At 64.9% G+C, this 26,008-nt stretch carries 22 protein-coding genes; 10 read left to right on the top strand and 12 right to left on the bottom strand.

Annotated features, from left to right (window positions below):
* Positions 1 to 231: 231 nt before the first annotated feature.
* Positions 232 to 1,206 carry an NADPH:quinone oxidoreductase family protein gene (locus tag MUB52_RS04900; protein ID WP_263843150.1) on the bottom strand — a complete coding sequence of 325 codons (975 nt, stop codon included), beginning with the start codon at positions 1,204 to 1,206 and terminating at the stop codon, positions 232 to 234.
* A 530-nt stretch (positions 1,207 to 1,736) separates the two neighbouring features.
* On the opposite strand from MUB52_RS04900, the gene MUB52_RS04905 reads away from it, so the two are divergent.
* The gene (locus tag MUB52_RS04905) at positions 1,737 to 2,402 is read left to right on the top strand and encodes a DUF1045 domain-containing protein (RefSeq protein ID WP_263843077.1); all 666 of its coding nucleotides are present in this window, start codon (positions 1,737 to 1,739) and stop codon (positions 2,400 to 2,402) included.
* Positions 2,403 to 2,471: 69 nt separating this feature from the next.
* On the opposite strand, the gene MUB52_RS04910 is transcribed toward MUB52_RS04905, so the two are convergent.
* A complete protein-coding gene (locus tag MUB52_RS04910) occupies positions 2,472 to 2,969 on the bottom strand; it encodes a nucleoside/nucleotide kinase family protein (RefSeq protein WP_263843078.1) in 498 nt (165 codons plus the stop codon).
* Between the two features lie 97 nt (positions 2,970 to 3,066).
* On the opposite strand from MUB52_RS04910, the gene MUB52_RS04915 reads away from it, so the two are divergent.
* Positions 3,067 to 3,306: a UTRA domain-containing protein gene (locus MUB52_RS04915; RefSeq protein WP_263843151.1), complete on the top strand. Its 240-nt coding sequence runs from the start codon at positions 3,067 to 3,069 to the stop codon at positions 3,304 to 3,306.
* 392 nt (positions 3,307 to 3,698) lie between these two features.
* Here MUB52_RS04915 and MUB52_RS04920 read toward each other — a convergent pair whose 3' ends face one another.
* The 3 genes from MUB52_RS04920 to MUB52_RS04930 all read right to left on the bottom strand — a co-directional run bounded on the left by MUB52_RS04920 (position 3,699) and on the right by MUB52_RS04930 (position 7,878).
* The gene (locus MUB52_RS04920; RefSeq protein ID WP_263843079.1) at positions 3,699 to 3,905 is read right to left on the bottom strand and encodes a hypothetical protein; all 207 of its coding nucleotides are present in this window, start codon (positions 3,903 to 3,905) and stop codon (positions 3,699 to 3,701) included.
* 130 nt (positions 3,906 to 4,035) lie between these two features.
* Positions 4,036 to 6,198 (bottom strand): esterase-like activity of phytase family protein, encoded by a 2,163-nt coding sequence (locus tag MUB52_RS04925; RefSeq protein ID WP_263843080.1) that lies wholly within the window; start codon positions 6,196 to 6,198, stop codon positions 4,036 to 4,038.
* A gap of 87 nt (positions 6,199 to 6,285) precedes the next feature.
* Positions 6,286 to 7,878 carry a GMC family oxidoreductase gene (locus tag MUB52_RS04930; protein WP_263843081.1) on the bottom strand — a complete coding sequence of 531 codons (1,593 nt, stop codon included), beginning with the start codon at positions 7,876 to 7,878 and terminating at the stop codon, positions 6,286 to 6,288.
* A gap of 107 nt (positions 7,879 to 7,985) precedes the next feature.
* Between MUB52_RS04930 and MUB52_RS04935 the strand changes: the two genes are divergently transcribed.
* The 4 genes from MUB52_RS04935 (at position 7,986) to MUB52_RS04950 (ending at position 12,191) form a co-directional block, all read left to right on the top strand.
* Entirely contained in the window at positions 7,986 to 9,215 is a 1,230-nt protein-coding gene (locus MUB52_RS04935; protein WP_263843082.1) for a TRAP transporter substrate-binding protein, read from the top strand.
* A 148-nt stretch (positions 9,216 to 9,363) separates the two neighbouring features.
* The gene (locus tag MUB52_RS04940) at positions 9,364 to 10,032 is read left to right on the top strand and encodes a TRAP transporter small permease (protein ID WP_263843083.1); all 669 of its coding nucleotides are present in this window, start codon (positions 9,364 to 9,366) and stop codon (positions 10,030 to 10,032) included.
* Positions 10,032 to 11,393, top strand: a complete 1,362-nt coding sequence (locus MUB52_RS04945) for a TRAP transporter large permease (protein ID WP_263843084.1) — start codon at positions 10,032 to 10,034, stop codon at positions 11,391 to 11,393. Before MUB52_RS04940 ends, MUB52_RS04945 begins: the two co-directional genes overlap by 1 nt.
* An 18-nt stretch (positions 11,394 to 11,411) precedes the next feature.
* Positions 11,412 to 12,191, top strand: a complete 780-nt coding sequence (locus MUB52_RS04950) for an IclR family transcriptional regulator (RefSeq protein ID WP_263843085.1) — start codon at positions 11,412 to 11,414, stop codon at positions 12,189 to 12,191.
* A 10-nt stretch (positions 12,192 to 12,201) separates the two neighbouring features.
* On the opposite strand, the gene MUB52_RS04955 is transcribed toward MUB52_RS04950, so the two are convergent.
* Entirely contained in the window at positions 12,202 to 14,058 is a 1,857-nt protein-coding gene (locus MUB52_RS04955) for a CHASE2 domain-containing protein (protein ID WP_263843086.1), read from the bottom strand.
* Entirely contained in the window at positions 14,010 to 14,531 is a 522-nt protein-coding gene (locus MUB52_RS04960) for a FecR family protein (RefSeq protein ID WP_263843087.1), read from the bottom strand. The genes MUB52_RS04955 and MUB52_RS04960 overlap by 49 nt, the downstream gene beginning before the upstream one ends.
* 254 nt (positions 14,532 to 14,785) lie before the next feature.
* On the opposite strand from MUB52_RS04960, the gene MUB52_RS04965 reads away from it, so the two are divergent.
* Both MUB52_RS04965 and MUB52_RS04970 read left to right on the top strand, forming a co-directional pair.
* Positions 14,786 to 15,862 carry a DUF2793 domain-containing protein gene (locus tag MUB52_RS04965; RefSeq protein WP_263843088.1) on the top strand — a complete coding sequence of 359 codons (1,077 nt, stop codon included), beginning with the start codon at positions 14,786 to 14,788 and terminating at the stop codon, positions 15,860 to 15,862.
* Positions 15,863 to 15,968: 106 nt separating this feature from the next.
* Positions 15,969 to 17,564 (top strand): gamma-glutamyltransferase family protein, encoded by a 1,596-nt coding sequence (locus MUB52_RS04970; protein ID WP_263843089.1) that lies wholly within the window; start codon positions 15,969 to 15,971, stop codon positions 17,562 to 17,564.
* An 11-nt stretch (positions 17,565 to 17,575) separates the two neighbouring features.
* Here the strand turns inward: MUB52_RS04970 and MUB52_RS04975 are convergent, their stop codons facing one another.
* From MUB52_RS04975 to hutI, 5 genes are read right to left on the bottom strand one after another with little or no spacing between them, the layout of a single operon-like run.
* A complete protein-coding gene (locus MUB52_RS04975; RefSeq protein WP_263843090.1) occupies positions 17,576 to 18,613 on the bottom strand; it encodes an aromatic ring-hydroxylating dioxygenase subunit alpha in 1,038 nt (345 codons plus the stop codon).
* Positions 18,614 to 18,617: 4 nt separating this feature from the next.
* Entirely contained in the window at positions 18,618 to 20,288 is a 1,671-nt protein-coding gene (hutU, locus tag MUB52_RS04980) for a urocanate hydratase (RefSeq protein WP_263843091.1), read from the bottom strand.
* On the bottom strand, positions 20,285 to 21,085 hold the full coding sequence (gene hutG, locus MUB52_RS04985; RefSeq protein WP_263843092.1) for an N-formylglutamate deformylase: 801 nt from the start codon (positions 21,083 to 21,085) through the stop codon (positions 20,285 to 20,287). Before hutG ends, hutU begins: the two co-directional genes overlap by 4 nt.
* Positions 21,082 to 22,623 (bottom strand): histidine ammonia-lyase, encoded by a 1,542-nt coding sequence (hutH, locus tag MUB52_RS04990; protein ID WP_263843093.1) that lies wholly within the window; start codon positions 22,621 to 22,623, stop codon positions 21,082 to 21,084. The genes hutG and hutH overlap by 4 nt, the downstream gene beginning before the upstream one ends.
* A complete protein-coding gene (hutI, locus tag MUB52_RS04995) occupies positions 22,620 to 23,813 on the bottom strand; it encodes an imidazolonepropionase (RefSeq protein WP_263843094.1) in 1,194 nt (397 codons plus the stop codon). Before hutI ends, hutH begins: the two co-directional genes overlap by 4 nt.
* A gap of 77 nt (positions 23,814 to 23,890) precedes the next feature.
* Here hutI and MUB52_RS05000 point away from each other — a divergent pair, with 77 nt between their 5' ends.
* Positions 23,891 to 25,255, top strand: coding sequence for a formimidoylglutamate deiminase (locus tag MUB52_RS05000; protein WP_263843095.1), 1,365 nt, complete (start codon positions 23,891 to 23,893; stop codon positions 25,253 to 25,255).
* Positions 25,252 to 25,953 carry a GntR family transcriptional regulator gene (locus tag MUB52_RS05005; protein WP_263843096.1) on the top strand — a complete coding sequence of 234 codons (702 nt, stop codon included), beginning with the start codon at positions 25,252 to 25,254 and terminating at the stop codon, positions 25,951 to 25,953. The genes MUB52_RS05000 and MUB52_RS05005 overlap by 4 nt, the downstream gene beginning before the upstream one ends.
* The last annotated feature ends 55 nt before the right edge of the window (positions 25,954 to 26,008 follow it).

A 26,008-nucleotide genomic window follows, 5' to 3' on the forward strand; every position in this document is an offset into this window, starting at 1 on the left:
CGCAAGCTCGTCCAAGCGGCAGCTGCGTCGCACAAATCGCGCCTCACTGGCAGGGTCGCCGGAAACAGCCTGCACGCGCGCCACAAGACGCCCGAGGAACGCGCATGCGCGCCGGCGAATTTTCGGTGGCCCGTGGTGCCGACGTCGTCCCAACGGGATCATCATTTCCAACGACTGCGTTCTTCGATCGCCCCGCGCGCTTGTCGGTGCACCGCAGACCCACGCCTGTGCTCAACCGTCGAACGCGCTGATCTTGACGACCACCTTGCCCGTCGCCTTGCGGGTCCGCAGCAGGTCGAGAGCGTCGTTCGCCTCCTCCAGCGGCAGCACGTGGCTTACATGCGGCTTGATCTTGCCCTGCACGTACCAAGCCGTCAGCACCTTGAAGCTGTCTGTCAGCACCTTGGGGTTCACCCGCGTGTAGCCACCCCAGTAGAAGCCGATCACCGTGAGGTTCTTCACCAGCAGGTGATTGGCGGGGATCTGCGGCACCTCGCCGCTGGCAAAGCCCAGAGGGATCAGCCGCGCCTCCGGATTGCAGGCGCGTAGGGCTGCCTTGAACTGGTCACCGCCGATAGGGTCGTAAACCACATCCGCCCCACCCAACTCCTTGACAAGGCTGCGGATATCATCTGTCTCGGAATCGATCAGGTGATCGGCGCCCATCGATTTGGCAACCTTGAGCTTCTCTGCGCCGCGTGCCACTGCGATGACCTCTGCGCCCATCTGCTTGCCCAGCTCCACGGCGGTGAGCCCGACACCGCCCGAGGCCCCCAGCACCAACAGCCGCTCGCCCGGTTGCAAATGCGCCTTGTAGTCCAGCGCCACGTGGCTGGTGCCATAGGTGATCAGGAAAGCCGCAGCGTCCTCGGCGGTCATCGCGTCGGGGATCGGCACACAGACATTCGCCGGGATAGCGGCATAGTCTGCAAGCGCCCCAAAACCGCAATAGGCAGCGATCCGCTGGCCTTCGGAAAACCCGGTCACGCCTTCGCCCAGCGCCGTGATCGTACCGCAAAGCTCCATCCCGAGGGTTGCGGGAAGCTGAGGCTTTTCCTGATAGGTTCCCTTGATCACAAGCAAATCCCCGAAGTTCAGCCCACAGGTATGCACCTTCACCTGCACCTCGCCCGGTCCGGGTTCGGGCGCCGGGATATCCTGCAAACGCAGCGGTTTTCCCAGTTCGGTGACTTGCATTGCGCGCATGATCTGCCCTCTCGTCTGATTGCGCGGATCAGGCCAGAGCGCGCCCGGATGTGCAAGCGGAATGCGCGGGTCGGCGGCCTTGCCCGGCGCGTCGGCCAGGCGACTCAGAGGTCCGGTCTGGCGCCGTCGTGCTGCGCCCTGGCTGACCCTTGCCCCGGTCGACCACACCCAGCGCACGACCGGTGCCTCGCCGAGCACGCGAAACCGGATCAGATCGGCGCGCAGGTGCGGATGGTGGCTGATCCCGAGCGCACAGCGCTTGCGCATCGCCTCGATCTCATCGGCCAGTCTGCGCGCATACCGCGGGAAGCGGCTGGGTGACTTGTCTACGATGGAGCCGACGCGGATGGCATCGGCAGCAGTCGTTCGGCCCGCACCCACGGCGGCGATCAGGCCGTCTTCGATCGTCTCGCTGCGACCGATCACCTCGCCCGGCAGGACAATTTTGGCATTGGCGAAGATGGTCCGGGATGTCATGGGCGTGTTAACCTGGGTTGAGAAAACGGTGACGAACGGGAAGGGGTTGCGGCATGGGCCATACGAGATACGGGGTCTATTTCACACCCCGCCCCGGAGCCTTCGCCGAAGCCGGAGCGACCTGGCTCGGCTGGGACATCGCAGCCGGTATCGCCGCGGGCCACCCGGACGACAGTGTCACCCGGCGGCCACGCAAGTATGGCTTTCACGGCACGATCAAGCCGCCGTTTCGCTTGGCGGACGGCCGCAGCCGGGCCGATCTGATGGACGCGATGGAGAGGCTCAGCACCCGGCTTGCGCCTGTGGCTCTGGACGGTCTGACCCTGTCGCAGATCGGCTCGTTCATCGCGCTGACCCCCACAGGTGATGTGCGCGATCTGGCGCAGCTTGCAGCCACGGTGGTCAAGGAGCTCGACTGCTTTCGCGCGCCGCCAACAGACGCCGAGCTTGCCCGGCGGCGCCAGTCGAGGCTGACGCCGGTGCAGGAGGAGAACCTCGCACGCTGGGGCTATCCCTATGTCATGGAGGCGTTCAGGTTCCACATGACACTCACGGGTCCGATGCCGCGCGAGATGGTCGGCAAGGTGCTGGCCGACGCGAATGCCCATTTCGACGACGTGCCCCCGAGACCTTTTGTCGTCGACAGCCTGACGCTGGTGGGTGAACGCGACGGAGAGATGTTCGAAGAGCTGCATCGCTACAGCCTCTCCGGGAAGTAAAGTGCCTCGATCTCAGCGACAGTATCTTCGAGGGGGCGATCACTCGGCACATAGGTCACCTGGAGGCTCTCAGGCAGTTCCGCGGCCTCCCGCGCCAGCCGCTTTGTGATGCCCGCCACCGTTTCGCGCGCCCGCGCGGCAAGCCGGCCGGCCAGCACCCTGGGGCGCTGCCGCCTGCGTCTTCTGCAACACCCCGCGCGATAGGTTCGCAAGCGCATCCTGCCTACCCTTCCGGACGCCGAGACCGCTGCGCGGAATGCCATAGTGCAGATCATGCGCGCGCCAGGCGAGCAGAAACCCACCCGCCGGGCGCTGCCCTTCGAACTCCGCCAGATCGATGCCGCAGAACGCCTCACCGCCCGCCACACCGGGCCGCGTGATTACACGTCTGACACGGTGCAGATCGGGCCGCGCCCGGCACAGCGCTTTGGTGTGCACCGCCACACCCTGCGCCACACGGTGTCGCACATGGCGAGCCAGGGTCTCGTGGTCTCTCGGCGTGGCGCAGCCGCCTTCGTGACCGGCGCGCCCGCCGACTATCCCATCGGCAAGCGCCTGCGGTTTCACCAGAACATCACAGAGGCAGGCCGCTTGCTCACCAAGGAGATTTTGAGCACCAGGCCCCAGCGCACAACGATAAGGCGGCCGAGGCACAGGCGGTGCCATCACAGCGTATTGTCCCGCGGCACGGCTCGCGGAGTTGCCGGAGCAGCTGCTAGACCGGTCTTCCTTAGCCGCGGCGCTGCTGGCCTGTGGTGTCGCGGATTACGCCCGGGTCTGGAGGCGGCTGACTGCCCAACGCGCCTCAACGACGCAAGCGGGGCTGCTGCGCATCGCAGAAAGTGGGCCGATCCTGCGCTCGGTCGACGTGAATGCCGATCTGGAGGGGATACCGGTGGAGTAGCGGCCGACATGGTTTGCCGGTGACCGGGTGACGCTCATGCTGGATGCGCCAGGCGAACTATCCCAAAGCTGTTGCCTCTCTCTCTGCCGTGGATCGCAGAAACGATCCCCTCAGCAGCACGTTTCCAACACCACATGCCCTGTCGAGCCCAATGGCGTGATGGGTGTTGGACGGGGAGACACCGCTCTTCCGCATCTATCTGGTCAGTCTGCGTGTGCGAGGCGTCGATGCCGCGATGCTACGCGTTCGAAATTGGTCGCACGAAACCGACACGATCAGATGCTGCCATAACCGCCCCAAGACGCTGAAAACCAAAGAAAATTCAGACTGCGCAGGCAACCTCAATCGCGTCGGACAAAGTGCACCCCGCGCCATGGGTCACGCCTTGGCAATCAAAGAAAACCCAGACGGCTCAGCGCGCGTTCGGCGTCTTGGCGCTCACGTTCGGTGCCGGACAGCATATCGCGATTGAGGTCCGCCATCAGCTTGCTCAGCGATCGGTCCTTCACGCGGTCCCAGACGAAGGCGGCGACATCCTTTTCATCGAGACCGAGGACACTGTGTGCCACCTTCGTTTCAGTAATGGTCTCGTATTTCATACCGCCCCCCGGCCCGCCTGATTCTCTGCCATCAGGTTACCGGGCCGGTCGGGCCCCTGTCATGCAGAGTCTGACGGCGCCACCCTCAAATGAGGTGCTGCGCCGCGCAATGCATTGGGATTGGGCGAGATTATTTTTCAACCGGCCCGATGCTGAAGAACATGGTTTCGCCGGAGTGATCATCGACGCCGTCATTGTCGGTGGAGACCCAGCCCGTGCCATCAGGGGTGATCGCCAGTCCCTCGACCTTGTCCAGCACGTAACCGCCCGTCGATGTCAGGTCCGGGATCAGGTCTCGTACAAGCGTCTTGGTGACCACCGGCAGCTCTGATCCGAGAGCGGCGGGGGTCATCTCGGAGAGCGGCACCGCGTAGATCTTCTTCGTCACCGCCTCGAGCCCATGCTGGTTGTCACGCTCCACGATATAGATGTTGTCTCCGTAGACCGTCATGTCGCTGAGACCAACCCAGCCCTTGTCTGCCGCCGCTTTGGGATAAAGCACGGCGCCCCACGCCTCCGTCTCGAGATTGTAGGCCACGAGCTTCACGTGGTCTTTCGGGTCGTCCTTCCACTCGCGCTGCACGGGCATCCAAAGGGTATCGCCAACCTTGGTGATGCCTTCGAACCCAAAGCGGCTCTCGACGGCCATCAACTCGGGCGGAAGGCCGATCTCATCCTCGATCTGACCGTCTGCGCCCACATGGTAGAGCGCATGCGGGATCACCCGGTCGGTCCGGCCTTCGGAGGCCACCCAGAAGCCGCCCTCGCCGTCGAGTGTGATGCCTTCCATGTCGAGCTTCTGTGCGGGCATGCCATTGCGGGTCACGTCAATCGCCTCGACAATCCGGGCCGGTGTTTCGGTGGGGTCGATCTTGAAGATGCGCGGCTGGTAGCCATAGAAACTGTCGGACACCGCGTAGATCACACCCTCGGCATCCGCGACCATGCCCGAAAGTGCGCCCCAACCGGTGAGCGTATCCATGCCCTCGGAGGTCAGATGCGGATAGGCGGCGGGCGCTTCGGCATATTGATAGAGCATCACATGCGCACGGGCCGCCCCATCCTCCAGCCCGTCGAACTCGTTCGCCGTGGCCAGCAGCCCGCGCTCGGGGATCGCCACTGCGCCTTCCGGGGAGATGCCCGACGGCAGGAGCTGTTTCAGAACCGGCGCTGCGGGATCACTTACATCATAAACGGCAACCACGGACGCACGCTCGGCCATGACGAACACGTAAGGCGTGTCGCCGAAGACGCCGAACTCCATGCCCTCGGGCTCAACCCCCTTTGCGTCCGAGCGTTTGTCCGGATAGTGGCCAATCTGAACAATCGCATGTTCGAGCGTGGCGCCGCTCTCCCAGACCAGCGTGCCGTCCTTGTGGAAGATGGTCATGCCCCGGGCACCGCCATCCATGTCGCCTTCGTTGGCGATGGCGAAGTGATTATCATCGATCCACTGCACCCCGTCGGGCTCACGGACACGCCGCGGCTGGCTCTGATCGAAGATCAGGGCCGCGCGCTCGTCCGTCGTGTCGATGTCCTCCAGATCAACAGCGCCCGCCGAGAAATGCGACACAAGGCTGCCGTCTTTCGCCACCACGGCGATGTGGTTGTTCTCCTGCAGGGTCACCACAACCTCGCCGCGCCCGTTGATATCGACGAATTCGGGCTCAGGGTCGTCACCCGCAACCTCGGCGAGCCCGGTGAGCGTCGCCCGGCGCAGGGTGCCGCAGTCAAGCGTGCCCTCAGCCACGTCGATCATCACCAGATCGCCCGCCGGCATCTGCGGCACGCGACCTTCACCGAGGTCTTCGTCACGCTCATTCTCGATGGCAATGGCGATGAAGGAGCCGTCCGTGGCCCGCGCGGTGCTGTCCGGCTGACCACCCAAGTCGCAGGTCGCGGTGATGCTCATGTCATCGAGGTTCACCGCCTTCACGAAACCGGAAGGCGCGGTGTAGCTCTCGGAGGTGTTCACGCCCACAAAGGCGGTATTGCCGATGATCGAGACAGCAGTAGGCTCACCATCGACGGCCAAGGTGCCCTTGGGGGCCGGCACCGCCGGGTTGGTGATGTCGATCACACCGATCACACCGGCGGGGCTGTCGGTATAGACCAGGGTCATGCCGTCCCCCGTCACGTCGATGATTTCCGCCGAGGTCTCGTCAGGTGCCGTGCCATCGAAATTCGACGTCACCGGGAAGGACGCGATGCGGTTGAAATTCATCTCTGCAAAGGCAGGCGTCATCGCAGCAGTCGCCAAAAGCGTGCTGGTCAGCAGCAAGTGTCTCGTCATTGAAAAGCTCCGTGGTCTTGAGGTGCGCGCAAAGGCGCAGACTCAAGACACAGAGACATGACGAATTTGTATCAGTTTTGTGAACTCTCAGGAGGCCAGCATAAGATCCGACGCCTTCTCCCCGATCATGATCGCGGGCGCATTGGTGTTGCCCGAGACGATCTCGGGCATGATCGAGCAGTCGGCCACGCGCAACCCTTGGATCCCATGCACCTTCAACTCAGCGTCCACCACCGCATCCGCATCCGAGCCCATCTTGCAGGTGCCCGTCGGGTGATAGATCGATGCGGTGTTGCTGCGCGTCCAATCCAGTGTGGCCTCGTAGTCGTCCATATCGAGGCTCGCATGGGGCCGGAACTCTTCTGAAATCTTGGAGGTCAGCGGCGCATGCCGCGCGATCTTGCGCGCGATGTTGACCCCTGCAACGATGGTCCGGCAGTCCGTTTCGGTCGAGAGATAGTTCGGGATGATCTTGGGATAATCCCGTGGACGTGCCGAGTTGAGGCGGATCTCGCCCTTGCTTTCCGGGCGCAGCTGGCAGACGGACATCGTGAAGGCCGAAAACTTGTCGGCGCCTTTTCCCGGGTTTTCAGCCGAAAGGGGCTGCACATGGAACTGGATGTCCGGCGTCTCCACGTCTTCGCGGGTTTTCAGGAAGCCCGTGGCCAGGCTCGCCGCCATCGTCATCGGTCCGGCACGGAACATCAGGTATTTCAGCCCGATCTTGGCCTGACCGAAGAGGCTGGAGACCTCGTCGTTCAGCGTGGGCTCGTTGCACTTGTAGACCAGTCGGGCCTGCAGGTGATCCTGCATGTTCTTGCCCACGCCCTTGAGGTCTTTCTTCACTTCGATCCCATGCTCGGCGAGCTGTTCTGCCTCGCCGATGCCCGACAGCATCAGCAGTTGAGGCGAGTTGATCGCCCCGCCGCAGAGCACGATCTCGCGCCGCGCCGTGATGGTCTGCGGGTTGCCGCCGCGGTCCGCGTAGGTCACGCCAGTGGCGCGGCCCTCGGTGATTTCGATCTTGTCGACCTGCGCATGGGTGATGATCCGCAAGTTGGGCCGCTTCTTCACCGGATTGAGATAGGCCACGGCAGAACTGCAGCGCCGCCCGTTGCGCGCGGTCAGTTGGAAAAAGCCGACGCCTTCCTGATCCGCGCCGTTGTAATCGGGGTTGAACTTGTACCCCGCCGCCTGTGCCGCGGCGACCCAGGCATCGGTGATCGGCCGTTGAATCCGCATGTTCGACACCGAGAGCGGCCCCTGATCGCCATGATACTCATCGGCGCCGCGTTCGTTGTTCTCGGCCCGTTTGAAGAGAGGTAAAACGTCGTCCCACCCCCATCCGCTATTGCCCATTTGCCGCCAACGGTCGTAGTCTTGGGGTTGACCGCGAACGTAGAGGAGGCCGTTCAGGGAGGAAGACCCACCCAAAACCTTGCCGCGCGGCCACTCGATGGAGCGTCCATTGAGGCCCGGATCCGGCTCGGTTTTGTAGCACCAGTCGACGGACGGGTTGTGGATTGTCTTGAAGTAGCCAACGGGGATGTGAATCCAAGGGTTCAAGTCCCGCCCGCCCGCTTCGAGCAGGATCACCTTGTTCTTCGGATCCGCGCTGAGCCGATTGGCCAGCACGCATCCGGCAGAGCCGGCACCGACGACGATAAAATCAGCTTCCACTTCCACCTCCCAAGATGCTGCGAAAAAAACTCTATGCAAAAAGAAGGAAACATACTAGTGTTTTTTGGGACTGCTAGTCTCAATAAATGACATTCAGGGAGGAAGTCATGAAAGTTCAGAACAATATCAAACACCTGTCGCGGCGGGATCTCTTCCGAGTTGCAGGCCGCTATGGTCTCAGCTCGACGCTGCTGGCCGCGGGCACGTTCGGCGGCGCGATGAGCCTGTCGAACCTGGCTCAAGCCGCTGAATCGAGCTACGAAAAACGGTTCGCAAATGAACCGAAGTTCACCCTCAAGATGGGTGCTGCCGGCTTCAACCCGCAAAACCTGCTGATCGAGCGGGCCGGCGTTCTGGAGTTCGCACGTGACCTGGAAAGCCGCACCGATGGCGAGATTCGCGTCGAATTCATCGGCAACAACCAGATCTGCAACCAGCTCTCCTGTGTCGAGAAGACACAGCAAGGCATCGTCGACATGTATGCGGCGTCAACGCAGAACTCCGCGGGCGGCGCGCCCTATCTGAACGTGCTCGACTACGCCTACATGTTCCGGACGCGGGCCGATCAATACTACTTTATGTACAGCCCGGAATCTCAGCGCATCCTGCGCGAGCCTTTCGAGAAGCGTCACGGCTTGAAGTTCCTCTTCAGCCACGCCGAGCTGCGCGGCATCCAGTTGGGCCTCGCCTGGCAGGATCGTGATCTCGTGACCAACATCGAAACGCTGAATGGCACCAAGAACCGCGTAACGGGCACCCAGCTGGGCCGGATCGCAATGCAGGCGCTCGGCCTGAACCCGGTGCCGATCGCCTGGGAAGAAACGCTCGACGGTCTCAAGCAGGGCCTGATCGACGGGGCCGAGACCTGGGCCTCGGCCGTGGCTTACGCCAACATGTCGCCCGTCGTCAGCCAGTCGGTCGATCTGCGCTTCTTCTGCGGCACCGAGCACACCGCGATGTCGGCGTCTGTCTTTGACGGGCTGGGCGGCGAATTGCAGGACGCGGTCATGGAGTCGGCATATCTGGCGCAGGTGCACGTGCAGGCGGCCAACGAAGCGGCCCTCGTGAACACGGTTGGTGCAACCGATCCGCAGTTGCCCGGCACGATCTTTGCCGAGAACAACGTGCGCATGGCGATGCTGTCGGACGAAGAGCGCAAGAAAGCCGAAGAGATGTGCTCGCCCGAGTTCCAGCCGCAGCTCTGGGAGCAGTGGCGCGAGCGGATCAACGGCTGGGCCGGTGGCATCGACACATACCAGGACATCTACAACGAAGTCCGTAACAACCCCCACACGCTGGCCGAAAACGTCGAGCCGCGTCGCTGGTGGAAGGCATAAGCCGCGTAGCACTGTCTCGCGGCCGGTCCCCTCGCGGGGGCCGGCCCTTTTTTCCGCGACCTGCCTGACCCAGGCCACCGGCGGTGATCACACCGCGCGCGTGGCGGGCCGGCCCCGCGGATCAAACCTTTTTTGGGAGGAACGAGGTTTGTCTATTCTATCTGAGATGGGAACGATTCTGTCGGCGCTTGCGTCGCGAGACAGCTTCGAGATTTCCGGAGCGCTTCGCTCGAACGCGGCGTGGTATCTTGGGACGATCGCCCTGATCGTCGGCGGATACATCGTCTCACTGATCTATCGCACAGTGCCCTTTGTCGAACGGCACCTGGAGCGCACGATCATGGTCTATTCTTACCTGGCCATCGCCTTCATCATCTTCTGGGGTGTGATCGACCGGTTCATATTCAACAACCAGCAACCCTGGTCGACGACGATCCCGCCGTTCCTCTTCATGATCATGGCCTGGTTCGGGGCCTCCTATAACATCCGGTTGCGGACGCACCTGAGCTTTTCCGAGTTCCGGACCAAGATGCCCGCAGGCGGCCAGATCGTCTGTCTGTGGCTCGATTTCTTCTTGTGGTTCGGCTTCGCCCTGATCCTCTTCGTGACGACCTTCCGGCTCACGGCCAACTCGGCCTCGAACTTCCAGATCGTTCTGGGCACGGATAACACGATGCAGTGGTGGTTCCTCGCCACGGCACCGGCCGCAGCCGTCCTCATGGCCGGGCGCGCCATGCAGAACATCATGGACGACATGCGCAAATTCCGGTCGGGCGAGCCCTTGATCGAACAAGCCGTTATCGGGGGGGATGCATAATGGCCGACGGTACACTCATCACGCTCATCTCGCTGGGCGTCACCGGCCTCTTCATGCTCGGGGTGCCGGTGCTGCTGGTCATCGCCTACTGGGTGATCGGCTGCTCCTTCGTGCTGGGGCTCACGCTCGACAACATGGGCTCCGAGCTCATGAACGTCTTCAACAAGGGCTTTGCCCTGCTCGCCATGCCGCTCTTCATCCTGACGGGCGACCTGATCAACAAGTCGGGGATCGCGCGACGATTGTCGAATTTTGCCTACGCCTGTCTCGGCTGGCTGCGCGGCGGTCTGGCGATGGCCTCCTTGGGCGCCTGCGGGCTCTTCGCAGCGATCTCGGGGTCGAACTCGGCCACCACCGCGACCATCGGTTCGATGCTGCACCCCGAGATGGTCAAGGGCGGTTATGACGAGCGCTTCTCGGCGGCCACCGCCGCCGCGGGCGGTACGGTCGGGATCATCATACCGCCGTCGATCATCTTCATCGTCTACGGCTTCCTGATGAACCTTCCGATCTCCGAGCTCTTCATTGCCGGTATCCTACCCGGAGCGCTTATGGTGTTCGCCATGCAGTTCGCCTGCTGGGTCATCTGCCGGGCCAATGGTTGGGGGTTCCTCATCCCGCTTCAGATCGCACGCGTGCTGAAGACTGGTCTTGGCGCGTGGTTGGGCTTCTTCGCCATTGGTCTGGTGCTCTGGGGCATCTACACCGGCAAGTTCTCGCCCACCGAAGCGGCGGGTGTGACCGTGGGCTTCTGCGTCATCGCCGGTCTTGTGAGTTGGGCGCTCAGCCATCTCTTCCACATCACAGACGACAAGGAGTGGCAGAACAAGGGCTGGGGCGAGATGCTGCTGGTCGATGGCTTCACGATCCCGGAGATCCCCAGCATCGTGGTGCGGTCGGCCCAGATCACCGGGATCCTCGCGCCGCTGATTGCCATTTCGGTGGTGATGCAACAGATCCTGTCGCTTCTGGGGGCACAACAGGTTATCGGCGATTTCGTGATCTCGATGGGTGGCTACTACGCAGTTCTTGCGACTGCGATGGTGATCGTGTTCGTCTCCGGCATGGTGTTGGAGTCGCTTCCCGTCACCATCATTCTGGCGCCGATCCTTGCACCGATCGCGGCGTCCGTCGGGGTCGATCCCATCCACTTCTCTGTGATCTTCCTCGTCGGCGCGTCCATCGGGTTCATCACGCCGCCCTACGGTCTGAACCTCTATGTGGCTTCCGGTGTGACAGGGGTTCCCTATTTCCGGTTGCTGAAGTACTCAACGTATTACCTCTTCTCGCTGCTGGCGATCTGGATCTTCGTCGCGATGTCGCCGCTTAGCGCGTTGTGGTTGGTGGAGTTGATGCGGTAAGGGCATCTAGGAGCGATAATGCCGGATGATTTCGCAGACCAACGGCAGGGCCAGATCCCAACCAATTTGCGGTTGCTGGTCCTGCTTGAGGAAGTTGCCAAGGCCGGCGTGCCCGTCACGCCCACGGCGTTGAAAGATACGCTGAATCTGCCGAAGCCAACGCTGCACCGGCTGTTCAACACCGCGGAAGCGGAAGGGTTCCTGCAAAGAGACGTCGACGGCCGGTCCTACGGGCCCGGCCCTCGTCTGCGACAGTTATCCGTTCACACGGCGTCGTCGCAACGCATCCGCACCGTCCGGCTTGCGATCCTGCGCAGCGTGGCCGAGAAGATCGGCGAGACCTGCAACATCGCCACACCGGATCGGGACGGAATGACCTACCTCGACCGGGTCGAAACCCACTGGCCGTTGCGCATACAACTGCCCGTAGGAACCCAGGTGCCGTTCTACTGCACGGCCAGCGGCAAGATGTATCTGTCGTCGCTGAGGCCCGCCTATTTCGACCGCTACCTCTCGGCCGCGACGATCGAAAGCCACGCGCCCGGGACGATGACCGACAAGAGCACGCTGAAGGCCGAGATCGAGGCCACCCGCAAGCGCGGCTATTCGATGGACAATCAGGAGTTCATGGAAGACATGGTCGCAATTGCCGTGCCGATCCTCGACGACCGCAAGCGCCTGGTCTCAACCCTGTCGGTCCATGCGCCCCTGCAGCGTCACAACATCGACACGCTCAGCCGGCACATCGACGATCTGCGCGCCGCTTCGCAAGAGCTGAGTGAGCTGATCAACAGCTGACGAGGCCGGGTCAACCCATCCAGAAGTGAACCTCGGCCCCGCCGTCCCGACCGCGCACCTCCACCGTCTTGGTGCGGTCAGCCGGACGCAGCGGTGACTGCCGCGCGCGCTGCAGCACACTGTCGGTGGCGGCGATGGCTGCCCCTTCGGCTTTTGCGATCTCCAGCAGCCGGCTGGTGAGGTTCACGCTGTCTCCAGCAACAGAAACCTGCTGGTGATGATCCCCGCCGAGGCGCGACAGGACGACCTCGCCGTGGTGCAGCCCGATCCGGCACCCAACCGTGAACCGGCCCTCGCCGAGGGCGGCAAGGTCGTCGAGCAGGGCGAAGGACGTCCGGAACGCCTGATCCGCACTGGCTTCTCCGTCGTCGGTCATACCGAAGACGGCAAGCGCCCCATCGCCCATGTAGTTCAAGACAACGCCGCCTTGCCCCTCGACCCCTGCCGCGGTGATCTGGTGGAAGTTTTTCAGCAGATCCTGCGTGCCCGCCGGGCCAAGCCGTTCTGAGAGCAGGGTGAACCCGCTCAGATCGATGAAGAGGATCGAGAGCGCCCGCGATGTGGGCTGTTTGAGGAAATCCGGGTCTTCGGCGATCATCTCCGCCAGCAGCGGCGACTGGAACTTTTTCAGCGCTTCGAGCGCCGCAGCACCGCGCGATGCGCGCCGCTTCTCGGTGTAGTAGCGCAGGGCCGCCGCCGCCGCTACCGGCGCCATTGCACTGACAAGAGGCACCGCGGCGCTGAGCCAGACGCCGGCCGAGAAGGCGGCGAGGATGGCGGCACCCCAGGCCGCGACCAGAGCAAGCGCGGCCGGAACGCCGCTCGACAAGGGCAGGAGCAGCACGAGCCCGCTGGCCAGCAGCGCCAGGACCACGCTGGCAGCTGTATCGATCCGGCGGGTCTGCAGGTCGCGGCGCAGCGGCTGGCTGCCGAGCATCTGCGACACGGCGCCGGCCATGATTTCAACGCCCGGCACGCTCTCACCATAGGGTCCGGGGAATCGGTCACCAAAGGCGGTCGCCGTGAACCCCACCAGGACAGCCTTGCCGGCCAGATCGGCCGCATGCGTACCATCGAGGATGACGCTGGCGGAATAGGTGGGGATGTGCCCCTCCGGGCCGATCAACCGCAGCGGCATGGTCAAGCCGACATCGAGCGGCACGAGGTCGCCGCCGAGGTTGAGCGCATCGGCTGCGATCTGCGGCTCCACCCCGCGAAGCCGCGATGCAAGCGCAAGTGCGAAGGACAGCTCTATCCCGGTTTCCGTCGCGAAGACGGATGGCACGTAGCGGGGTGTTCCGGTCGCATCCGTCGAGATGTTCACCAGAGCCGCCTGTGCCACGTCAGCGAAGACCGGTTGCGGCCTCAGGATCGAGGCCGGGCGCGCGACACCGACATCTTGGGAACCTGCCGAAAAGCTGGCGGCGGCGGCAATCACGCTTGGGATCTGCGAGAGAGCCTCTGCCAGCCGCGCATCGACCGCGGCATCGCCCGGGTCGGCCAGCACCACGTCGAGCCCAACCGTCGTCGCGCCTGCCGCCGCGATGGCATCGATCGTGCGGGCCAGCAGCGCCCGGTTGGCACCGGGGGCGCCTTGGTTGGCGGCGAGCGTTGCATCGTCGATGGCGACGATGGCCACTTCGGTCGCCGGGTCGACCGGCCCGAAGACCGAGAGCCGGAGATCGAGCAGAGCCGCCTCGAGCCGGTCCAACCCACTGGCGCGAGCGGAAAGATGCGGCGCCGAGATCAGCGCGGCCCAGACCCCCGCTGCGATCAATGTGAGGGCACCAAGAACCAACGGCGCCCGGGCGCCCTGCATCATCGGCCGAAGCGGGCGAGCAAGGCTGCGGCGCGATCTGCGGGCCATGTGCGACCCTCAAGCGCCTCGTCCGATGCATCGACGTCAACACCATCGCCCGCGCCAAGAACGACTGCTTCTTCGGTCGCACCAGTACGCAAGACCGACACCTCGCCCTCAACCACGAAAACCGAGGTCCGGTCCGCCGTCACATCCACCAGATAGGTGGTGCCACGCACCGCAGCGATGGCGTGCGGGGTTCGGATTTGCGGACGTGCCTCTCCCTTGTCGGCTTCGATCAGCACGGCGCCGCGCTCCAGATCGATGACGCCGGGTTGCGCGCCGCTTTCCGCCTCGGCGAAGCCCATCTGGGCAGCCGCCTCCATCTCGATGACCACCCCGAACTCACAGGACAGCACCTGCCGCTCCGGGTCGGTCACGGTCTCCACCGTACAATTGGGCGGCACCTGGGCCATCGTCGGCGTGGACATGGCCGCGACGGCCAGGAGCCCATAAAGAAAAACGAAACGCAAACTGGTCATATCTGTCACCTTTCACCGCAGGCCCAGGCGCTCAGCGCCAGCCTGCTCGTCTTGGGAGACGCCGCATGGCGTCATTCAACCCGACCGTGATTACCACCAAACACGGCCAGACAGAAGAGAAGAACGGAGGCTCGGGCGACCGACCGCCCGGGTGTCCGCGCGTGACGCCGTGCCCCAGCGCACGGTGGCTTAAGCCGGCCGCAAGGTGTTTCGCTCAGGTTGGCCACCGAACATATCTTCTCATGGGAACCCCAATGGCCGATACCTCAAGCTGCCTGTCCTTGCCGTTCATCCAGCCAAATCAGGCTCAGAAGCACGTCACCCACAACGAAGCACTGCGCATTCTCGACGTGCTGACGCAACTGGCCGTGCTGACGGACGATCAGCCCGCGCCTCCCGCCACGCCGGCAGAGGGGGATCGGCACATCGTTGGCGACGCCGCCACAGGGGCCTGGGACGGACAGGACGGGCGGCTCGCCCTCTTCGAAAACGGCCTCTGGCAGTATTTCGACGCCAAGCCCGGCTGGCGCGCCTATGTGACCGGGCGCGAGGCGCTGGTGGTCTACGACGGCTCGGAATGGATCGACCTTGATAGCGACGAGTTGCAGGAGATCGCGGCCTTCGGCCTTGGGATGACGTCGCTTCCCACCGCGCCGTTTTCGGCCAAGATCAACGGTGCTGTCTGGACCGCGCTCTACCAGGCGGATGGTGGCACGGGCGATATGATCTCGACGCTCAACAAGGAGACATCCGCAGATGATGCAGGTTTCGTCTTCCAGCAGGATTTCGGCACGCGCGCGCTCTTCGGTCTCTTCGGCAGCGACGATATCCGCCTCGCCACCTCGGCCAACGGCACCGATTTCCGCGACGGGCTGATTGTAGATGCCGCCACCGGCGTGGTCGAACAGCCCAATCTGCCCCGGTTCAAGGGGGTCACGAACTTCGACAACTACAGCGCCGCTGACGTCTGGACGACGATCGCGATCAACGACGCCGAGTTCAACGATCAGAGCGCGCTCGATGCGGGCACCAACCAGTTCATCGCCCCCGTCGCCGGCAGCTATGTCTTTGGCGCAGCGCTGACATTCAAGGAAAATACCTCGGACCAGGCGCGCATGGGCGCGCGCCTGCTGCGCAACGGGGTCGACATCATCGCGGGCTCGCTGCATGAAAACACCGGGCCACATGTCACCGAGCAGACGACGCTGACCTTCCAGACGATGGCCCAACTCGGCGCCGGAGACACCGTGGAGCTGCAAGGCCGGCTGCGCGGGTTTGACGGCTACTTCATGGCCGATCAGACGAGCTTCTGGGGCTTCAAGGTCGGCTGACACCGAAGGCCACCGCGCGCCGCGCGCTTGACGACCTGCTTCCGGTGTTCCACATCCTTCCGCAAGCGGCCAAGCCCTGCTTGTGTCGCGGGAGGAAGGAGTGTTCATGCAACCGCGCGCCCATCACCCGTATCCGTCCCGCCGATCGGCGGTGGCGGCAGACAACATCGTCGCCACGTCACACCCCTTGGCCGCGCAGGCCGGATTGAGCATGCTGGCGCGGGGCGGCAATGCGGTGGACGCCGCCCTTGCCGCGGCCATCACCCTGACGGTCGTCGAACCCACCGGCAACGGCATCGGTTCCGACGCCTTCGCAATCCTCTGGGATGGTGCCGAGCTGCACGGGCTCAACGCATCAGGTCGCGCGCCCGCGGGCTGGACACCGGATCGCTTCTCACATCTCGACAAGATGCCGTTTCACGGCTGGGAAAGTGTCACGGTCCCGGGCGCAGTCTCGGCCTGGGTCGCGCTGTCGGACCGGTTCGGCAGACTGCCGTTCGAGGCGCTGTTCGAACCGGCCCTCCGCTATGCCGAAGAGGGTTTTCCGGTCTCGCCCGTGATCGCGGCGCTCTGGCAGCGCGCGGCGACCCAGCTTGCGGATCAGCCCGGCTTTGCCGAGACCTTCATGCCGAAGGGGCGCGCACCTCAGGCCGGTGAGTATTTCGCAAGCCCCGCGCACGCGCGGACGCTGCAACTCATTGCCGAAACGAAGGGCAAAGCCTTCTATGAAGGCGCGCTGGCCGCGCAGATCGCCGCATGTGCCGCCGAGCATGGCGCGGCCCTCTCGGCGCAGGACCTCGCGCAGCATGAGGCGGACTGGTGCGGCACCATCAGCAAGGCCTTCGACGATGTGACCCTGCATGAGATCCCGCCCAATGGCCAGGGCATCGCGGCACTCATGGGGCTGGGCCTCCTGTCTCATACGCAGCTTCGCGACATGGATCCGGACGACCCGCGTGCCCTGCATCTGCAGATCGAAGCGATGAAGCTTGCGCTGCGCGACGCCGAGGGCTATGTCGCCGACCTCGATCACATGGCGCCCGTCACCCCCCATAACCTGCTGGACGATGAGTACCTGGCGCATCGCGCTCGGCAGATCGACCCGCAGCGGGCGACGAAGGCCGAGGTCGGTGCGCCCAGACATGGCGGCACCGTCTATCTGACCGCGGCCGACGCCTCGGGGATGATGGTGTCGTTCATCCAGTCGAACTACGCCGGTTTCGGCTCCGGCGTTGTGGTGCCGGGCACCGGGATCGCGCTTCAGAACCGCGGCGCGGGTTTTACGCTCGACCCAGGCCACCCCAACCGCGTCGGCCCGCGCAAACGCCCGTTCCACACCATCATCCCCGGCTTTCTGATGGGGCCGGAGGGCCCGCGTATGAGCTTTGGGGTGATGGGCGGCCCCATGCAGGCGCAGGGGCATGTGCAGATGGTGCTGCGCACGCAGCTCTGGGGGCAGGATCCGCAGATGGCCGCGGATGCACCGCGCTGGCGGGTGACCGAGGGCCTCGGTGTGGCCTGCGAGACCACCCTGCCCGCTGCCACGCTCGACGCGCTGCGCGCAATGGGTCACGAGCTCGCCCTGGAGGCGCCGGACAACGCCTTCGGCTTTGGTGGCGCGCAGCTGATCCACCGCCTGCCCGGTCGCGGATATCTGGCGGGATCGGACCCGCGCAAGGATGGCGCTGCCGTCGGCTTCTGAGCGCCCGGCGGCTACGCTATCTGGCGGCCGGCCTGCTGTTCTTCGTCGATCATCGCCTGCAACTGTCGCCGGAACCGCAATGGGCCTGCGTCGATGGGCAGGTCGATATGAGGAGTGCGGCTGTTGGCCATGCCCTGCTGCACCTCGCTGAGCACGGCGCGGTCCTCCTGGAAGGCCTGCTGGACATCGGCACTCATCATCTCCGAAAGTGCTGCGTCATCGGGGCGGATGTTGCGCAGCTGGAACCAGTAATACCGGGTTGAGGTCTCGGTCACCGGCGTCATGAAGTTGTAGCTGTCCATGCGGAAGACATCCTGGTGCAGCGGACCGTCCGGCCCGCCAGTGCCTGCCGGGGCAAAGACGGCCTTGATCAGCGCGTGAGAGGGATACCGCACCTCGTAGTGCTGCAGGCGGTCGCAGTTGCCCTCGAAGCCGATGACCTTCCTGTAGAACGGCGCAGGTTCGACATCCAGCATCCAGCGGTGCACAATCACCCCCGCATCGGTTTTCGTAACGCGCAACGGTGTGTCCTTCGCGGCGCTCTGGCCGAAGCTGCTCTCATGCACCCAGGCCACATGGGTGGGGTCGAGCAGGTTGTCGCACATCAGCAGATAGTTGCACTCGAGCTCCATCGCGGCACCGCGGTTGATGCCCCAGGCCGGATCGTCGTACTCGGCAATCTCGATGATCTCGCCCGGATCGGCCAGCACGGGATTGCCCATCCAGATCCAGACCAGCCCGTATCTTTCGTGCAGCGGATAGGCGTGGACGCGCGCCTCCGAAGGAATGCACCCCGTACCCGGCGCCCAGACACATTGACCCGCGCCGTCGAAGGTCAGGCCATGATAGCCGCATTCGACCGTCTCCCCCTTGATCCGCCCCTTGGAGAGCGGCAGTTTGCGGTGCGGACAGGCGTCCTCGAGCCCGACAAGCTCGCCGCTCTGGGTGCGAAAGACGCAGATGGTCTCGCCCAGCACCGTGATCTGCTGCAACTTCTGCGTGATCTCGTGCTCCCACGCGGCCACGTACCAGGCGTTCCTGAGGAACATAGGCTTACCTCCCGAGTATCCCCGGCAAGTTCAAACCCTGTTCACGCGCGCAGTCCAGCGCAATATCATAGCCGGCATCCGCATGGCGCATCACCCCGGTGGCGGGATCGTTCCAGAGCACATTGGCCAGACGGCGGTCGGCGTCTTCGGTGCCATCGCAGCAGATCACCATGCCCGAGTGCTGCGAAAAGCCCATGCCAACCCCGCCGCCGTGGTGAATCGACACCCATGTGGCGCCGCTTGCGACGTTCAGCATCGCGTTGAGCAGCGGCCAGTCGCTGACCGCGTCGGAGCCGTCGCGCATCGCCTCGGTCTCGCGGTTGGGTGAGGCGACCGAACCGCTGTCGAGGTGGTCGCGCCCGATCACCACCGGCGCCGAGAGTTCGCCCGAGCGCACCATCTCGTTGAACGCGAGACCAAGCCGGTGCCGCTGGCCCAGACCCACCCAGCAGATGCGGGCTGGCAGCCCCTGAAAACTGATCCGCTCGCGCGCCATGTCGAGCCAGTTGTGCAGGTGCGGATCGTCGATCAGTTCCTTCACCTTGGCATCGGTCTTGTAGATATCCTCGGGGTCGCCCGAGAGCGCACACCAGCGGAACGGCCCCACCCCGCGGCAGAAGAGCGGGCGGATATAGGCAGGCACGAACCCCGGAAAGGCAAAGGCGGTCTTGAGCCCCTCCTCGAGGGCCACCTGGCGGATGTTGTTGCCATAGTCCAGCGTTGGCACGCCCGCATTCCAGAAGTCGACCATGGCGGCCACATGGACCCGCATGCTGGCGCGCGCGGCCTGTTCCACCGACGCAGGGTCGCTGTCCTGTCTGGCGCGCCATTCGGCGACGCTCCACCCCTGCGGCAGATAGCCGTGGATCGGATCGTGCGCGCTTGTCTGATCGGTCACGATGTCAGGGCGCACGCCCCGTCGCACGAGCTCGGGAAAGACATCCGCCGCATTGCCGATCAGCGCCACAGACTTTGCGTCGCCCGCTGCCGTCCAACGCGCAATCATCTCAAGCGCGGTGTCGAGGTCATCGGTCTTTTCGTCCACATAGCGGGTACGCAGCCGGAAATCGGCGCGGGTCTCGTCACATTCGACCGCCAGGCAGCAGGCCCCAGCCATCACCGCCGCGAGCGGTTGCGCGCCCCCCATGCCGCCCAGACCACCGGTCAGGATCCAGCGCCCCTTCAGATTGCCGTCGTAGTGCTGGCGCCCCGCCTCCATGAAGGTCTCGTAAGTGCCTTGCACGATGCCTTGGGTGCCGATGTAGATCCACGATCCGGCGGTCATCTGCCCGTACATCGCCAGCCCCCGCCGGTCGAGCTCGTTGAAATGCTCCCAGGTCGCCCAATGCGGTACCAGGTTGGAATTGGCGATCAGCACGCGTGGCGCGTCGCTGTGCGTGCGGAAGACACCCACGGGCTTGCCCGATTGCACCAACAGGGTCTCATCCGCCTCCAGGTTCTTGAGACTGGCCACGATGCTGTCGAAGTCCTCCCAAGTGCGTGCGGCGCGCCCGATGCCGCCATAGACGACCAGTTCATGCGGGTTTTCGGCCACATCCGGGTGCAGGTTGTTCATCAGCATGCGCATCGGCGCCTCGGTCAGCCAGCTCTTGGCGCTGATCTGCGGCCCGGTGGGCGGGAAGATGTCGCGGATGTTGTGACCTGTCGTTATCATGAGAACCCTCCAAGTTTGGGCGCAAGGTCGGCCAGCGCCGTCAGCATCTGCCTCAGGTGCCGTCGCAGCGCGCGGGCCTTCGCCCGATCAAAGACCCAAGGGGCGGCTTCTGTGGCCAGATAGGTGGATTGCGCCAGCTCCATCTGAATTGCATGGATGCCGTCTGCAGGTCGCCCGTAGTGGCGCGTTGTCCAGCCGCCCTTGAACCGGCCGTCGCGGACGGTGGTATAGACGGAGGCCGCATTGCAGATCTCGTGGACAGCCTCCGCAACCTCGGCGGCACAGGAGCGGCCCTCGTTGGTGCCGATATTGAAGTCCGGCAGCACGCCTTCAAAGAGGAACGGAATGCGCGACCGGATCGAATGACAGTCAAAAAGGATCGCCACACCGTGCCGCGCCTTGGCCCGCATCAGCGCCTCCGCCAGCGCGGTGTGGTACGGCGCGTGAACCGCGGCACGGCGGTTTGCGATGGCGGCCTCGGAGGGCGGGCGGGTCCAGATCGGTCGCCCGTCGAAATCCGTGAGGGGCACCAGGGTGGTGGTGTTCTGCCCCGGATAGAGGCTTGTGCCTTCCGGGTCGCGGTTGGCGTCGATCACGTAGCGATGGGCATTGGCCCGCACAATGGTCGCCTCGGGCAGCAGCCCCTCGTAAAGCCGGTCTATGTGCCAGTCCGTATCGGTCAGCGCGCGTCCCGTCGCGTTCAGATCGGCGGTCACGTCAGGCGGAAGTTCGGTGCCGGCATGCGGGATCCCCAGAACCACGGGGCCCGCGCCACGGATCACGGTGACGGGGGTCACGCGCCCTCCCCACGGACGAAGGGCGGTAAGGCAACCGCGTCACAGAGCGTGCCGTCGGCCACCATGGCCGCGGCGGCCTCGATGCTGGGCGCAAGATAGCGGTCCTCGGTGACCTCGGGCACACGCGCGCGCAGAACGTCGATCACCCGCTGCAAGGGCACACTTGTGGACAATGGCTGGCGGAACCCGATGCCTTGCGCCGCACAGATCGCCTCGACCCCGAGGATCACGTTCAGGTTCTCGTTCATGCGCTGCAACCGGCGGGCCGCATGAGCGGCCATGCTCACGTGGTCCTCCTGATTCGCGGAGGTCGGGGTGCTGTCGGTGGTACAGGGGTTGGCGAGATGCTTGTTCTCGCTCATCAGCGCGGCGGTGGTGACCTCGGCGATCATCAGGCCGGAGTTGAGCCCCGGCTCCGGGGTCAGGAAGGGCGGCAGATCGAATGACAGCGTGGGGTCGACCATCAGTGCGACGCGGCGCTGCGCAATGGCCCCGATTTCCGAGAGGGCCACCGCGATCTGATCGGCGGCAAAGCCCACCGGCTCTGCATGGAAGTTGCCGCCCGAGACGATCTCGCGCGTCTCGACCAACACCAGGGGGTTGTCTGTCACCGCGTTGGCCTCGACCTCCAGCACCCGCGCGGCAGCCTGCAGCAGGTCCATGGCAGCACCGGTCACCTGAGGCTGGCAGCGGATGCAGTAAGGATCCTGCACGCGGGTGTCGCCATCGCGGTGGCTCTCACGGATCTCGGAGCCTGCCATCAGATCACGCTGCGCCTGTGCAACCTCGATCTGGCCTCGATGCCCCCGCAGGCCGTGGATCTCGGCGCGCAGTGGCGCGGTGGAACCCATGATCGCATCGGTCGACATGGCCGCCGTCACCACGCTTGTGGCCGCATTGCGCCAGGCGGCCCAGAGCCCGACAAGCGCACAGGCCGTCGAAAACTGCGTGCCGTTGATCAGCGCCAGCCCCTCCTTGGGGCCGAGCGAGATGGGCTCCATCCCCGCCTTTTGCAATGCCGCACCCGAGGGCATCCGCGCGCCCTCGTACCACGCCTCGCCCTCGCCGATCATCGTGGCCGCCATATGCGCCAGCGGTGCAAGATCGCCCGACGCGCCGACGGAGCCTTGCGAGGGGATCACCGGAACCACCCCGCGCGCCAGCATCTCTTCGATCAGCCGCACGGTTTCGAGCCGCACGCCCGACGCGCCCCGCGCCAGCGAAAGCAGCTTGAGCCCCATCATCAGCCGGGTCGTCGCGATATCGAGGGGCGCACCTACGCCGCAGCAGTGGGACAGAACCAGGTTGCGCTGAAGTGCGGCGCGGTCCTGCGGCGCAATCTTCACGCTGGCAAGCTTGCCGAACCCGGTGTTCACACCGTAAATCGCGGTCTCGCCCGCTGCCGCCTCCGCGACCACCTCCGCCGCGGCGGCGATCATCGGATGTGCCGCGGGGTCGAGCTTTGGCGCCCCCGTCTCGGCCCAGAGCTCGTGCAGCACAGCGAGCGGTGTCGCGCCAGGCGTCAGGAGCGGGCTCACAGGGCACCTCCGAACACCCGTGCATGCAAGGGATTGAACCCGATCCGGTAGGCGAGCTCCGCCGGATGCGCTACGTCCCACAGGCACAGATCCGCCCTCAGGCCCGGCACGATGCGCCCGCGATCCGACGCGCCAAGCGCCTTTGCTGCATGGGCGGTCACGCCCAGAAGCGCCTCGAGCGGCGTCAGCCCGAAGAGCGTGCAGCCCATGTTCATGGCCAGCAGAAGAGAGGTCAGCGGCGAGGAGCCGGGGTTGCAGTCTGTGGCCAGCGCCACATCAACCCCACGCGCCCGGAACGCCGAGAGCGGCGGGCGTTGGGTTTCGCCCAGGGTGTAGAACGCGCCCGGCAAAAGGACCGCGACGGTCCCCGCTGCCGCCATCGCCTTGGCACCGGCCTCTTGTGTGTACTCCAGATGATCCGCCGAAAGCGCGCCGAACTCGGCCGCCAGCGCCGCCCCGCCCAGATCGGAGAGTTGGTCGGCATGCAGTTTCACCGGCAGGCCCAGATCGCGCGCCACAGTGAAGACCTGCGCGATCTGCGCGGGTGAAAACGCAATGCCTTCACAAAACCCGTCCACCGCATCGACCAGCCCCTCGGCATGGGCGGCGCGCAGGGCGGGCAGGCATTGTTCCTCAAGATAAGCCTCGGCGCGCCCGGTGTACTCGGCCGCCACCGCATGGGCGCCGAGGAAACTGGTGCGGATGTCGATGGGCCGATGCCCAGGGATCGCCCGCGCCACGCGCAGCATTTTCAGCTCGGTCTCGACATCGAGCCCGTAGCCCGACTTCACTTCCAGCAGCGTCACCCCGTCAGCGATCAAGGCGTCCACCCGCGGCAGGGCCTGTTCCAGCAGCTCGTCGGCACTGGCTGCGCGTGTGGCCGCGACCGTCGAGACGATGCCTCCGCCGGCCTTCGCGATCTCCGCATAGCTCGCCCCTTGCAGCCTGAGTTCGAACTCGGCCGCGCGGTTGCCGCCGAAGACCACATGGGTGTGACAGTCGATCAGCGCAGGCGTGACAAGGCGGCCGCCCGCATCATGAGACGGGCTCGCGCGAAACCGCTCGGGCAGCGCGTGCTCGGGGCCGACCCAGACGATCTCGGACCCGTCGATGGCAATCGCGCCCGCTTCGATCAGGCCAAAGCTGTCGGAGCGCGCGAGCGTGGCAACCTTGGCGTTCCGGATCAGCATCACCCCGACTCGCTTGTATTCATACGTGCATAATGATTTTATGTATGTACATAATAACCCTGTCAAGCGAGTGACCTATGCAACACATCTGGGCGGAACAGGCCTTGCTCCCGACAGGCTGGGCGCGGGATGTTCATATCGCGATCGGGGCGGACGGGCGCATTGCCAAGGTCGAAGAGGGCGCATTGCCGCAGGGGCTGCGCCGGGGCATTCTCCTGCCTGCCCCGGTCAACGCGCATTCCCACGCCTTCCAGCGCGCCATGGCCGGTCTGACCGAAGCCCGTGGATCGAGCGATCACGATAGCTTCTGGAGCTGGCGGCAGCTCATGTTCCGCTTCCTGAATCAGCTGACGCCGGAGCATGTGGAGGCGATAACGGCCTTCGTGCAGATGGAGATGCTGGAAGCGGGCTATGCCGCCCATGCGGAGTTCCACTATCTTCATCACCAGCCGGGCGGCGCACCCTACGACACCCTCGCCGAGATGTGCGACCGGATTGTCGCAGCGAGTGCCCGCAGCGGGATCGGCCTGTGCCTTCTGCCGGTGCATTACGAATTCGGCGGCTGTGATGGGCGCGCACTCTCAGAGGGGCAGCTGCGGTTCGGCAATGACCTCGACCGCTTCACGAGACTCTACGACGCCGCAGCGGCCTCTCTGCGCGCGCGCCCCGCAGACAGCACGCTGGGTGTCGCGCCTCATTCGCTGCGCGCCGTCGGGCCGGGCGATCTGAAGCGCTATGCGGAGCACTTCCCCAGCGGCCCGATCCACATGCATCTGGCCGAACAGATCGCGGAGGTTGCGGAAGTCGAAGCGCAGTGGGGCGCCCGCCCGGCGCAATGGGTGCTGGATAACATCCCGGTCGACGCCCGCTGGTGCCTGATCCACTGCACCCAGATGACGACGCAGGAAACGGCGGCCCTCGCGCGTTCGGGCGCAGTGGCCGGGCTGTGCCCGATCACCGAAAGCAGCCTCGGCGACGGCATCTTCGACGCGGTGGGCTGGCTTGCTGCGGGCGGGCGCATGGCCATCGGCTCGGACAGCAACATCCGCATCGCCCTGAGCGAGGAGATCAGAACGCTGGAGTACAGCCAGAGGCTGCGCGACCACAGCCGCGCGGCGCTTGCAACGCGCACCCGCTCGACGGGGCGGCGGATTTTCGACGTGGTGGTGCAAGGCGGTGCCCAGGCCATCGGGCGCGACAGCGGCGCGCTGTCTGCAGGGCGGGTCGCGGACATCTGCGCGCTCGACGGGCGCGCGGTGCATCTCGCGGGCCGCACGGGCGATGCGCTGCTCGATACCTGGCTCTTCGCGGCGGACGACCGTCTGGTCACCGACGTCTGGTCGGCCGGGCGGCATCTGGTCCAGGAGGGCCGGCATCACGACCGTGAAGGCATCGTGGCGGCCTACCGCCGGACCATCTGCGACTTGAGAGACCGGCTATGACCAAACCTGCCCTTCGCGACTGGCAGAGCGTGCGGGACGAGGTGCGGCGGCGCATCCATGCACGCCAGTGGAAACCCGGCGATCTGATCCCGAACGAGACCGACCTCGCCGCCGAATTCGGCTGCGCGCGCGCCACCGTGAACCGTGCGCTCCGAACCCTGGCCGAGACCGGGCTGCTCGACCGGCGGCGCAAGGCGGGCACGCGGGTCGCACTTCAGCCGGTGGCCAAGGCGACCCTCGACATTCCGGTGATCCGGCATGAGGTCGAAGGGCGCGGACAGACCTATGGGTATCAGCGGCTGGCGCGGGACTGGGCGGTTCCCCCGGCACAGGTGAGCGGAAGTATGCGGACGCCGGCCTCCCGGCAGATGCTGCACCTCTGCGCCCTGCACCTCGCTGATGATCTTCCCTACGCGGTGGAGCAGCGCTGGATCAACACGGCAACGGTTCCGGCGGCAGAAAGGGAACCCTTCCTGCAGATCAGCGCCAATGAGTGGCTGTTGGCCCACGCGCCCTACACCCATGGCGACATCGCCTTTTCCGCGGCCGCGGCGGATGAGGCGGAAGCTGCACTTCTCTCCTGTGCCGTCGGCGCGGCCCTCTTCGTGGTGGACCGTCTGACATGGGACAACGCCGCCTCGGTGACCAAGGTCCGGCTGATCTTTCCGCCGGGGCACCAGCTTCGCACGGCGTTGTGAGCCGCTCAGGATCGATCCGGCGGGTGTCGCCAGCCTCAGATCACAGAACAGGCTG

The sequence above is a fragment of the Roseobacter sinensis genome, assembly GCF_025755255.1.
Classification (GTDB): Bacteria; Pseudomonadota; Alphaproteobacteria; order Rhodobacterales; family Rhodobacteraceae; genus Roseobacter; species Roseobacter sinensis.